General features: G+C 67.0%; 8 protein-coding genes. 6 read left to right on the top strand and 2 right to left on the bottom strand.

Going from position 1 to position 12,466, the window contains the following annotated elements:
- Positions 1 to 823: 823 nt before the first annotated feature.
- The gene (locus ACWIZO_RS24905) at positions 824 to 1,672 is read left to right on the top strand and encodes a hypothetical protein (protein ID WP_448640262.1); all 849 of its coding nucleotides are present in this window, start codon (positions 824 to 826) and stop codon (positions 1,670 to 1,672) included.
- Positions 1,644 to 5,876, top strand: coding sequence for a caspase family protein (locus ACWIZO_RS24900; protein WP_448640261.1), 4,233 nt, complete (start codon positions 1,644 to 1,646; stop codon positions 5,874 to 5,876). The genes ACWIZO_RS24905 and ACWIZO_RS24900 overlap by 29 nt, the downstream gene beginning before the upstream one ends.
- 616 nt (positions 5,877 to 6,492) lie before the next feature.
- Here ACWIZO_RS24900 and ACWIZO_RS24895 read toward each other — a convergent pair.
- Together ACWIZO_RS24895 and ACWIZO_RS24890 are read right to left on the bottom strand one after the other, a co-directional pair.
- Positions 6,493 to 7,296 carry a hypothetical protein gene (locus ACWIZO_RS24895; RefSeq protein ID WP_448640260.1) on the bottom strand — a complete coding sequence of 268 codons (804 nt, stop codon included), beginning with the start codon at positions 7,294 to 7,296 and terminating at the stop codon, positions 6,493 to 6,495.
- 60 nt (positions 7,297 to 7,356) lie between these two features.
- Positions 7,357 to 8,322: an IS481 family transposase gene (locus ACWIZO_RS24890; RefSeq protein WP_448640259.1), complete on the bottom strand. Its 966-nt coding sequence runs from the start codon at positions 8,320 to 8,322 to the stop codon at positions 7,357 to 7,359.
- A 976-nt stretch (positions 8,323 to 9,298) separates the two neighbouring features.
- Here ACWIZO_RS24890 and ACWIZO_RS24885 point away from each other — a divergent pair.
- The 4 genes from ACWIZO_RS24885 (at position 9,299) to ACWIZO_RS24870 (ending at position 12,058) form a co-directional block, all read left to right on the top strand.
- The gene (locus tag ACWIZO_RS24885; protein ID WP_448640258.1) at positions 9,299 to 10,126 is read left to right on the top strand and encodes a hypothetical protein; all 828 of its coding nucleotides are present in this window, start codon (positions 9,299 to 9,301) and stop codon (positions 10,124 to 10,126) included.
- Between the two features lie 244 nt (positions 10,127 to 10,370).
- A complete protein-coding gene (locus ACWIZO_RS24880; RefSeq protein ID WP_448640257.1) occupies positions 10,371 to 10,679 on the top strand; it encodes a hypothetical protein in 309 nt (102 codons plus the stop codon).
- 195 nt (positions 10,680 to 10,874) lie between these two features.
- Complete coding sequence (locus ACWIZO_RS24875; RefSeq protein WP_448640256.1) at positions 10,875 to 11,165, top strand: transposase; 291 nt, start codon at positions 10,875 to 10,877, stop codon at positions 11,163 to 11,165.
- Positions 11,162 to 12,058: an IS3 family transposase gene (locus ACWIZO_RS24870; protein WP_448640255.1), complete on the top strand. Its 897-nt coding sequence runs from the start codon at positions 11,162 to 11,164 to the stop codon at positions 12,056 to 12,058. Before ACWIZO_RS24875 ends, ACWIZO_RS24870 begins: the two co-directional genes overlap by 4 nt.
- Positions 12,059 to 12,466: the final 408 nt, after the last annotated feature.

Below are 12,466 nucleotides of genomic sequence, written 5' to 3'. Positions count from 1 at the left end.
GGTGGCCCGGGACTTGGGGTCAACGAGGGCACGCTGGGCAATTGGGTTGCCGCAACGCGACGGCAGCGGGACGACGGCTCGGGCCGCTGAGCAAGGACGGGCTGGCGTGGCTGCGCCCGGGAACGTCGAGCTGTGGATGCAGCGTGATGTGCGGACGCGCTCGGCGGCCCTCTCGGTGGACGAGGCGATCGGCCGGCAGCGGTGGCCGATGCCCAGCACTACGAAGGCATCCGCGAGAAAGCCGCCCTCGACAAATTCACTACGGTTCGCGCGGTTTTACTGCTATCAGCAAGTCTATCATCTCTCCTCAGCCGTTCCGGATACGTAAGGTGCGCGCGGTCAGCGGCCCAAAGCTGAGGTTCCCATCAGATGAATGGCGTGTGGCCGGTAGTTCGAGGGGGCACCGCCTTCATTTGTCCCGTTGCAGTCCTCGTCTGCCACTAGTAAGGGGTGAGGAGACGGATAATGAAGCGGCGTGCACCGCCGAGCTCAAGGCTGGAGCCTTTGACGAAGAACGGGACATCAAGGGAGTGCCAGCAGGGCGCCAACTCCCCGGCTCAACTCCGAACGATGCACCCATGCCGCCTATGCGTTCGCCCTCGCCGTAGGGCTGCCAGTAGTCCTCGTCGTCGTAAGCCGCCGTGAGCTCGCCGTCATCGTGCGCTTCGCGCATAAGCCCTTGCGGGGGGCGACGTCTCGACGCCCTGAGCTTGACACGGCCGCCCTGGGCGTCAAGGGTCGTCCAGAGCATCTTGGGCACCGCTCCGGTGACAGCTAGCCTCGTCCCGCGAGGACCAGCGGCCCGTTTGCTCCGGAGGGCGCAATGGCAACAGTTGTGGGGATCCACGGGATCGGCCAGCAACTCAAGGGTGAACGAGTGCTGCGCGAGACCTGGCTGCCGGCCCTGCGGGACGGAGTCGGTCGGACCGCGTCGCGGATCGCGGACGACTTCGACCTGGCCATCGCTTTCTACGGGGACATCTTTCGGCCCGCGGGAGGAAAGCCTGCCGGTGACCCGCCATACGAAGCCAGTGACGTGGAGGACGGCGTCGAAAAGGACCTTCTCGCGGAGTGGTGGGCTGAAGCGGCACGAACCGAAGGCGTCCCCGGACCCGACGCCGACACCAAGGCTCGCACGCCCTCATGGGTGCAGCGTGCCCTCAACGCGTTGAGTTCGTCGAAATTCTTCGCCGGCATGGCCGAGCGAGCGCTTGTCGCCGACCTCAAGCAGGTTCGTTCGTTCCTCACCGAGCCGAGCATTAAGGCGAGAGTTCTCGAGCGAGTCGCCTCCGCCGTCACCGCCGACACCAAGGTGCTCGTGGGTCACTCGCTGGGTTCGGTCGTCGCCTACGAGGCACTGTGTGCAAACCCCGGGTGGAGCGTCCGGGCCCTGGTCACCCTCGGGTCTCCCCTCGGCATCCCCAACGTCGTCTTCGACAGGTTGACGCCGAGGCCGGTGGACGGTCGAGGAGTCTGGCCCGGGTCCATGAACACCTGGACCAACATCGCCGACGGCGGCGACGTCGTGGCCCTGCGCAAGCAGTTGGCTCCACAATTCGGCCCGCGTGTTCAGGACGTACTTATATACAACGGCGCCACCGCGCACGACATCGTCCCGTACCTGACCGCGCAGGAGGCGGGGCGTGCCATCGCCGCCGGCGTCCGGTCATGACACGGCGGGATTCCGCCGATTCCTGATTGCAGCCGGCACGGCCCGGTACGACCGCCTCGGCGACGACGCGGGCCTTCCCTCCGTCGTCACGGACCTCGCGCAGGTGCGGCAATTGTTCGAACAGCGGCTGCACTACGAGTGCGTCCTCCCGGATCTTGCGAGTGACCCGACGAGCGGACAGTTCAGGTCGGAGCTCAGCGGATGGCTGACCGACGACGACCGGCGACCCGGCGACCTCGTCGTCGTGTACTACTCCGGGCACGGAGCCTACGGACCGGACGGACGCCACTACCTGCTCACGCGCGACTCCTCCGAGCGCAACATGGTCGGCACTGCACTCCCCACCGAGGACCTGGTCCGCATGCTCGGCGCAACCGCGATCCAGCACGCGCTCGTCATCATCGACACCTGCTATGCGGGAGCCGGTACCTACGACCTGCTGGCGGTGCTCCGGTCCGTCAGTTCGTCCAGGTACGTGCAGGGATCGGCTGGCTCCGGGCTGTGGTTCGTGGCGGCTGCTAGACCGAAGGAGGAGGCGCAGCAGGGCGCATTCGTCCCCTGCCTCGTCGAGGCGGTCGAGAACCCCCGCCACGGGATGGCCTACCAGCGGTTCCTGGACCCCAACTCGGTCATCGCCGACGTCAACGAGCAACTGCAGCGCTCATGGCCCCACCAGCACGCTCGAGCTGCCATGGGCGACAGCAGCGGAACCTCCCCACTCCTGCCCAATCCGCGCTACCGGCCCGACCTCCCCTCGGGCCTCGATGTCGAGACGCAACGGAGCCTGCTCGACCAGGGGGACGTCCTGAGCCATTGGGGACCGCGCTCCCGCGGCGTCGAGGTCGAGGGCGACAAGGGGTGGTATTTCACCGGCCGGCGCGTTGCGCTGCGTGAGCTCGTCTCCTGGCTCGCCGAGGGAGGCGATGGTCGGATCAAGGTGGTGACAGGAGGCCCCGGCTCCGGCAAGTCCGCCCTGCTGGCGCGACTGGTCACCCTGTCCGACCCCGGATACCGCAGTCGGGTCCCCCGCGAGCAGCTGGGTGATCCCGATACCACTCCGCCGCCGGAGTCGATCGACGTCGCCGTGATCGCGCGGGACAGGACGCTGGCGGACGTCATCGGCGTGCTTGCCGAAACCCTCGGAATCGACTTCGCCGAGCCGGCGACGTTCCTCGCCTCCCTCGCCTCCGTGCAGCGCACCAGGCTCACCATCGTCCTCGACTCGCTCGACGAGGCGATCGCGCCCAGGGACATCGCGCGGCGCCTGCTAGCGCCCCTGTCCGCCGCCCGGATCCCCGGTCTTAACGTCCTCGTCGGCACTCGTCGAGAGGTACTGCCCTCACTCGGCACCCGGACCGATGTGATGGACCTCGACGATCCTCGCTACCTGTCCACGGCTGACCTCGCCGAGTACTCAGCCAAGATCCTCGGTGGCGGGACCGGGATCACCGGACACAGCCCGTACCGGGACAAGCCCCGACTCGCCCGCCAGGTGGCCGAGGCAGTTGCGGCGCGGGCCTATCCGAGCTTCCTCATCGCTCGCATCGTGAGCCGCTCGCTGGTCGATGCGAGAGACGCGGTGGACATCGGTCGTCGCGGCTGGCGGACGAGGTTCCCCGCCACCGTCGGAGACGCGCTGGACGAGTACCTCGAACGATTCGGCGCCGACGAGCAGCGGGTTCGCGACCTCCTGCAGCCGCTGGCGTACGCGGCGGGATCCGGGCTTCCCTGGGAGAACATCTGGGCGCCGCTCGCGTCCGCACTCTCCGGGGTCGGGTACACCGATAGCGACGTGCGGTGGCTCCTGGACCGAGCGGGGGCCTACATCGTCGAGTCCACGGCGGATGAGCGCTCAGTCTACCGTCTATACCACGCCGCCCTCGCGGAGCATCTCCGGGACCAGTCACGCGGCGTCGACGCGGACCGGCGGATCACGGCGACGCTGATGGGCGGCGTCCCCCGGGCGAACGGGGCGCAGGGACCGAACTGGCGAAGAGCCAACCCGTACGTCCGCTCCTACCTCGCGGTGCACGCTGCGCGATCCGGGTTGCTGGATGGCCTGCTGACGGACCCGCTGTTCCTAGTGGTCGCATCACCGCGACGCCTCACCGAGGTCCTGCCAGCAGCCGGGGAGGACGACGCCCTCTCGGCAGCCCATGTCTACCGCCGCGCAGCGCACAGGTTGAGGGGCGGGGCGTATGCCGACAACGCTGCGGTGCTGGAACTGACCGCCCGCTGCACCGGACACGAGAACTTGGCCCGGCGCCTGGCCAGGCTTCCACTCGGGCAGTCCTGGCACGTTCCGTGGGCCCGTTGGCAGCCGGCCCAGGACTACGGGCTGGTGGGGCGGCACGACGGGGCCGTCACGGCGATGGCGCTGACCGTGTTCGAGTCGCGCGTGGTCGTGATCACCGGCGGCGAGGACGCGACGGTGCGCTGCTGGGATCTCGTCGACGGGGTTCCCGCAGGGGAGTCGCTGCCCGGGGACACCGCACCGGTGCGGGCGGTGGTGGCCGGAACGGCGGACGGGCGGGCCCTCATAGTCTCGGCGGACAAGGACGGTGGGCTCCAGCGCTGGGATCTTGCCGACGTGATCCCCGTCGGTGAGCCGATGCGCGGCCACGAGGGTCGGGTCAACGCCCTGACCGTGGGCGAGGTTCCCAGGCAAGTGCTGGTCGTCTCCGCCGGCGATGACGGCAGCATCCGCCGCTGGGACCTGGGGGACGGTTCGCCGGTCGGCCCACCCATGTGGGGCCACGAGGGCCGGGTGACCGCTCTGACCGTGGCCGACGTGCCGGGGCGCACGCTGGTCGTCTCCGCTGGCGATGACGGCACCGTCCGCCGCTGGGACCTGGCCGACGGATCGCCGGTCGGGCCGCCCGCGCGCGGTCAGGAGGGGCGGGTCAACGCGCTCGCCGTCGGGGTGGCCGACGGTGGGGAGACCGTCGTGTCTGGAGCCGTCGACTGGAGTTGGCGGATGTGGGATCCCCGCGACGGCCGTCAGGTCGGCAGGCCGGTGACCGTGCACGACGCCGAGGTCACGTCGGTCGCCCTCGGCGAGGTCGACGGGCATGCACTTGTGGTCTCGGGGAGCGCGGACACGTACGTGCGCTGCTGGGACGTGGTGGAAGGGAGGACCGTCGGGGATCCGCTCATGAGTCATGACGGCACCGTCACCGCGGTGCGGACCGCCACCGTCGACGGCGAGCTCGCCATCGTGAGCGCGAGTGCCGATGGGACCATCCGCCGCTGGAGGACGGCGCCGCCGACAACCGCCGACACCGCCGCGCCCGCGCACGCCGGTGGCGTCTCGGCCGTCGCTGCGGGACGGGTGGGGGCGGAGACGTGGGCCTTGTCCGGCGGAGCGGACCACGTCTTGAGGCGGTGGAACCTCCGCACCGGGGAACCGGTGGGCAACGCCGTGCCCGGCCACGGCGACTGGGTGAACGCGATGGTGACGGGGACGCTCGCCGGGCGGCCGGTGGTGGCCTCGGCCGGAGGCGACGGCACGGTGCGACTGTGGGACCTGGAGTCGGGCTCTGCAGTGGGCTCAACCCTGACCAAGCCGGGGTGGGTCAACGCCGTCGCGCTCGGCACGATCGACGGCAGCCCCGTCGCGGCGGCCGGCGGCAACGACGGCCTCATCCACCGGTGGAACCTCCAGACCTGGGAGGAGGTCGGCGACCCCATTTGCTCCGGGCAGCGCTCCGTCCTGGCACTGCTGGCCACCCACCTGGGCGGCATCGACGTCCTCGTCTCCGCCGGCGCCGATGGCACACTGCGGCCCTGGCGAGCGGCCGACGGAGAGCCCCTTCGGGCTCCCGTGGCGGCTCACGACGCCGAGGTCTGGTGCCTGGCCGCCACCGAAGGCGATGGGGTCCCGATCGCCCTCACAGGTGATGCGAACGGCGCCGTACGGTGGTGGGACCTGGCCGAGTGGCAGCCACTCGGCGCACCGGTCACTGGGCACGGATCAGCGGTGTTCGGGGTAGCGATGGGCCGCCTGGACGGCCATGATCTCGGGCTCTCCATCGGCGGCGACGGATCCCTCTGCCTCTGGCGACCCCCGGGCACGCTCGTGCAGGAGATCGCAACGGGCGGCGGGCTGCTCGACGTCACATTCGTTCCTCCCTGCCAGGCCCTCGTAACCGGGTGGCGGGGTATGTTGCTGCTCGAGCTCTCCGCATGCGGTGGGTCGACCTAGGTGGGCCCAGCGAGGTCGCCCCTCCCTAGCCTCGCTCGCCAGCCCGCATGGTCACCCAAGCTCAGCACAACAACCCGGCGACCTGGGCCTATCGCGCGGTGCCGGAGAACGTGGCGACCCCGCGTGATTGGCTACCCGTGACTCCTCATGGACATTACGGCTGACCTGTACTTCTCCGTTGGCCAGGACTGGAGGTGGACGGCTCTCGCTGAGCGTCTTGGGGACTGGATGGGGACTGGCGACAGGTCTCCGGTGAAGGCGCAACGGCGATCGGCCGTCTCGCGAACTGGCTTCGGGCCCCCGTCCCGCTCGTTCGTCGGCCCCACTGGCAAAATTGATGGCCCTCACCCACCCGATCAGCGTGCCGGCTACCTCGGTCGCGGGAAGGGCGCTTCACGTCCCTTCGGGATCGGCCTCCGGCCCACCCCTCCCTCGCCCTGCGAGCGTGGCAGCTTAGGTGAAATGTGGGGTCCGTGTGGACGAAAGTTGCTATTGATTGGTGCCCCCATCTGCGGGGCCCATGCTCTTTGACCGCGGCGCCTAAATTAGGCTCCAACCTGCTCATTTGCCGCTCAGCAAGGCATCCAGCGCCAATTGATCAGGCAAGTGCCGGCTGCTAACTTGGAGGAGCAACGGCAGGGCCTGGGCAATCATTGGAAAAGGGCACCCTAGTTGTAGTCGGCTCCCGACGAATGATTCCGTCAATCCGCTCAACAGCCGCTATGAGGCCCTGGGACTCGACGTAATCGTTGCACGCCAGACCCTCGGACGAGGGGTCAATGGGTATGAAAAGTAGCACCGAAGTCTGCGCGTCGATAGCTAAGGGGAACTCGCAGGGCTGCAATCCTGGATCGTCTGGCGGAGTTGATTCACAGTACACATCACCCGTCGTTCGACTCCCACGGCCGTCGAGCACGACTCCTGCCCCCGAGATGCTAGTGTCCGTTCGGCCGATATTCGTGGTTGTGATGACCACATAGATGAAAGACTTGTCGAAGTCCTCATATGTCAATCTGGCGTCCGCGAAGGGGAAGCCTTCAGGAGTTGACCAGGAAGTCCAGGTGAGAGTCTCACGGTCCAGTGCGTCAACATAGGGATCCAGCTTCAGGCTTCCCCCTTCCAACTCGAACTGCTCCTGAGCCCGCGCCAAGTTCTCGCGTTGAATTGCCAACTGCTCTCTCTGGGTGTTCCATTGGATGCCTAGCCAGAGGTTGGTGCCAACGAGTCCTAGTACTGAAAACGCCAGGGCTACCCAGCCGACTAGGTCGTCGTGTAGGGACTTCCGCAATGCGCCCCTTCTTACCCCATAATCGGTTGAGGAACCGTCGGGCGCGCCTGCCGGGTTTTTGGCCTCCTCTTCAGTGTGGTTGTCAGGTGCGCCTGGTTGTTGTGCACGTGTGCCTGTGTGCTTGTCGTCCATCCAGAGCACCCCCCAGTCGTCAAGAGTCCGCAGACCCTCGACCCTAGATGTACCCGGCCATCAGGTTGGTGCCAGGCGACTGATCGGAGGATGGCCGCCGATTGCACTGTGACGGCGTCGAGTGTTGTAGTGCTCGAGCCAGGGAGCGAGGGCGGCGGCGCGCTGGTCGTTGCTGGTGAAGACCTGCCGGTAGGCCCATTCGGTGACCAGGGTGCGGTTGAGGCGTTCGACCTTGCCGTTCTGCCACGGGCAGTGCGGGCGGATGAACTTCTGCCGGGCGCCGAGGGCGGTGATGACCTCGCGCAGGGACCACCGGTAGGCCCAGGCGTTGTCGGTCATCACCCGCTCGATGAGCGGAATGCCGTGGGCGGCGAAGTAAGCCGCGGCGCGGGCGAGGAACGCCGCGCAGGTGGGTCCCTTCTCGTCGGGGAGGATTTCGGAGTAGGCCAGCCGGGAGTGGTCATCGACGAGTGAGTGCACGTAGTCGAAGCCGACCCGGGTTGCCCGGTCCCGGCTGGTGCTGCCAGCGGCGCGCCCGTGCGCCCGCCAGCCACCGCCGACGGGGATGCGGGCCAGCTTCTTGACGTCCATGTGCACCAGCTCGCCGGGCCGGGACCGCTCATAGCGGATCGCGGTGGTCTTCGAGGCGCGGATCACCTGCCCGGTCATCGGATCCAGCGCGGCCAGCCGGGGCTGCCCGCGGCGGACCAGCACCCGCGACACCGTGCGGGCCGGCACCCCCAGCTCGGCGCCGATGAAGGCCGGCCCCCGACGCTCGCGCCCCCGAAGCTCAACGATGCGGTCCTCCACCTCGGCCGCCGTTCGCCGCGGGCTGGTACGCGGGCGGCTGGACCGGTCCTGCAGGCCCGCCTGGCCCTCGGCGGCGTAGCGGTCGATCCAGGTCCGCACGCACTTACGGGAGATCCCCATCGCCGCAGCGATGTGCGCCTTCTTCCAGCCTGCCTGATACCGCTGGACGATCAACTGCCGGCCATGAACGGTGGTGCGGGCATTAGCGTGGGACACGAGAACCTCCGAGCAGGGACTGGGCCTTCGACAAGCCACACCCCACTCGGAGGTTCTCCTTCGTTCAAGCCCCGACGCCTGTCACCAACGTCCTGGCCGGGTACACCTAGAGCATGACGGCAACGGGCCTGTCCAATACCGGCCTCCACTATGGACCGTTCCTGCCACACTCGCCCTTGATGATCCTTTGCTGATCCGACCGCTATCAGAGCGACAGCCCGAGCCCACATCGGTCGGCATCCCCAGCCGCGCCCCGCGTTGGCTCTCCTAGAGCTTCCTGGCGGCGCTGGTCTGGGTCCAACTACCCACGATCTGACTGGGTCCTGCCTTGCTGCGGAGACTCCCTCTTGACCGCCTTCGACGCGCTCAGCTAGGTCGTCGTTCCGGTCGGCAAGCTGCGGACCGCTGGCGAACATCAGGTGCCAATAAGGTTCATCCCCGACATGATTGAGGGGTAAGCCGCTGACCTGCCCGGATCACCTGAACCAGTGCTTTGAGCTGCGCTTATGGGTGAGGGAGGTGGTTGGCTCTCGATGGCCGGATACGGGCATCCTGCGGACCATCTGCGGACCCTGTGCGGACTACGACGGCGCGACCGTCCCCTAGACCGCTGCCCGGGAACTTGACATCCGATCCTGGCGGGTCCCGCCTTTCGCAGCAGCGCCTCGATCCTCAGAAGCTGATCGGTCCATCCCCGCATCGCCCACTCGACGCCGGATCGGCATCGGCCCAGGACCCGACGACCTCGGAGCGTCATGACCGCCCGAGGCTGAAAGTGCCGGTGACGTTCCGGTGACGCGCCTGCATCTAGCCTCCGGGTCCCGGTCGGCGGGCTACCCACTGTCCACCGGCCCGTCACAGCGCCGTCAGTAGACGAGTGCCGCTCTCGTTCCTCGCGCGCATGAGGCTCGCGAGGAACGGCCGCCACGGCGATGCGCGAGTTGGGACATCGCTCACTCAAGTTAAGGAGATCAAGATGCCAACCTTCGAGGGTTTCGCCTTTCCTTTCGACCAGGATGGCCAACAATTTACAGTACTCAACATTGGCGCAATGCCAGCACTGAGAGGATTTCGATTTGTATACGATACGTCCGCAGACCGCCACTTGTCCCTGATTCAGCTACTGGTGGGCGGCCGGTCAAGAGACCTTAGTCCCAACGCGGATCTAGATCCATCGAATCTTCGGAACGGTCGCATGCGGGTTTCGATGCAAGACGAGAGTCCGAGCGGGGAGCGGTTCCGATACCTAGTCTCGCACTCACTGCTAACCATCCCCGGCGCCAGGAGGTTCCAGATACGCGACCTAGGATGTGTAGGCAGCTGCGAACGACGCCTACCATCCGAAGTCACCTCAGGTGGAAATCAGCTGCTTGTTTTGACGGGATTCAAGTTGTTTTTTAGTGGTGGCGACCACCACGTGGACCGGATCGGCGTGTGGTTCCGAGGAGGCGACACACTGCATACAAGACTTTCCGACAAGAAATCAGACGACACCTTCGGCTACCTGATTGATTTCATCGCCATACCAACAGCGGGCTTAATAGAGGGCTCAGATTACGATACGGGTATTGCAAGGGGCACAAGCACTGGCGGTGTCCAGCCTCACGATGAGCCACTCCCAATCCCAGATGGAGCAGAACGAATGCTCACAGGTTGGGAACTTAATTTTGCAAACGCAGATCACCACATCCGCGACATCGGTGCAGTCCTCTCCGAGAGCGAGGGCAGACTTACCGTGATGTACGCCGACAGGGACTTCGACGACGACTACTCGTACCGCGTCGAATGGGCTTACATCCGGTGATTCGCTGTCGCGGTTCTCTCTGGCGGAAAGCCTTCGCCACGTCTTGCGACTGCAGGACGGTCTTCACGGCGCTGGCGTGCCACTCGGCACCGGCCCCGGTCGGTGATGACCCCGTCGGCCTCCAGGCCCGCGCCGATGGTGTGCAGGGAGGCCCCGTTGCGATACTTCCGGACGGTGTGGTTGATGCCATGTCTGCCCGCGAGGTGGGAGAGCTCACATCCCTGTCAACAGGAGTTCTTGAGAGGTGGATACCGTGGCAACGTTGCCAAGAGAACGATTGGTTGAGGCGGGTGGCTGGCGGACACTTGAGACGTTCTGGGGACCCGGCGGCTCTGCTCAAGGCGTCTTCGATCGTCCGACAGGCGCGAACATAAAGGTTCGTTACGGATTTGGCTTTCTCGGCTTCGACAGGCAATCGCAGACATTGGACGGTGTTAGGGTCAAGACGCTTGATGTCGGCACCATCGGTTCGGGTGCCCGCGCCCGAATGCAGATGCGGGTAAGTCAGGATGTCTTGGTCAGCTACGTGCTGCACCTGCCTGGCCCTGGATGACTGATAGTTCCGGCGAGTAGTGTGAGGGATTCGGCAGCCCATCGATTTACCCATGGAGTTTACTAGCGGTGCATGAGTCGGTCGGTTCAAGGGACTGCCCCCGCGCCGTCTGACGTCCTTGGTCTGTTGTCCTTGAAGTGACCCCCGTGGGCCGGACACCTCCAGACTTGGCAGTAGCCAGGGAGGAGGCCCCGGTTGGGGAGGGTCAGCAAGTACTCCGAGGAGTTCCGTCGGCAGGCGGCGATGCTCGTGGTCGACGGCGGTCGCGGCGTCCGCGATGTCGCCGGGGAACTCGATGTCAATCACGAGACGCTGCGGAACTGGGTGGGCGCGCTCAAGCGGGAGCGGGCCACGCCCGGCGGTCCGGTCAGCGGTGATGAGCGGGCCGAGCTGGCTCGGCTGCGGCGTCGGGTGGCCGAGCTGGAACTCGAGAAAGCGATCCTGAAAAAAGCCGCGGTCTTCTTCGCGCGGGAGACGGGGCGGTGAGCCGGGGCGCGGTCTTCGGCTTCATCGCCGCGGAGAAGACGACTTACGGCGTGCGCCGTCTCTGCCGGGTGCTGGGCGTGAGCAAGACTGCGTTCTATGACTGGGCCGCCCGTGGCGGTGGCCCGACCGCGGCCGAGCTCGAGGAGGCATATGCCATCGAGGCCGCCCGCGAGGCCTGGCTCGAGCACCGCCGGGTCTATGGCGCCCGCCGGCTGACCGCCGAGATCCGCGATCGCGGGCACCGGTGGAACCGCAAGCGGGTCGCCCGGCTCATGCGCATCGGCGGTATTGAGGGCATCCACCGGCGCCGCCGCGGCAAGTACGGCCGCCGTACACGCTCGACTGCGACCGCCGCGGACCTGGTCGAGCGGAGGTTCACCGCGCCGGTACCCGATCAGCTGTGGGTCGCCGACATCACCTCCCTGCGCACCTGGGAGGGCTTCCTCTATCTGGCAGTGGTGGTCGACGCCTGCACTCGGCGGGTCGTGGGCTGGGCGATGGCCGACCACCTGCGCACTGAGCTGGTCCTCGACGCTGTCGGCATGGCCCTGTTCACCCGCCAGCCCGCACCGGGGTTGGTGCACCACTCCGACCGCGGCAGCCAGTACACGTCCTGTGAGTTCGGCAAGACGCTGCGCACCTCGGGTCTGCTGGCCTCGATGGGCCGGGTCGGCTCGGCGTTCGACAACGCGATGGCCGAGTCCTTCTTCGCCACGCTGAAGACCGAACTGGTCTACCGGCGGCCCTGGCCGACCCGCCACGAGCTGGAGATGGAGGTCTTCAGCTACATCGAGGGCTTCTACAACCCGCGCCGCCGGCACAGCCGACTGGACAACCTCAGCCCGGCCGACTTCGAGAAGATGCTCACGACACAGAACGAGGCGTCCGCCTGACGGGGGTCACTTCATCCTATGCATCCCGGTCGAAGCGCCTGCCCGGGGTTCGCGGTGTGCCTCGGTGGAGGCCACTCATCGATCCGGTCCGGCACCGGACCACCGGTCATGGCCGCCCTGGGGCACACACCGCGATCGTCCTCGTCCTGCTGGCTGGCTACACCAACATCGCCGCCGCCCCAGCGACTCTTCGTTTACCAACCCACTGCCGCTGACCGCGTCTCGACGTAGCATGATCGCAACGGACGGACGCGGGGTGGACCGCCTACCCGCGCCTCTGCAGGAGCCCTCGTGTATCAGAGGACCCGGCACACTGCTCTTCCTGTTAGGAACACCAACGCTGGTGGCCCATCCAGGCTGCGGTGAGGGGGAACGACGCCGCTCCACAGCCGGTAGACGATGCCGGCT

The organism is Geodermatophilus sp. URMC 63, from assembly GCF_053502565.1.
Note: the sequence above shows the minus strand (reverse complement) of the source record. Positions and strands in the feature narration are given on the sequence as shown.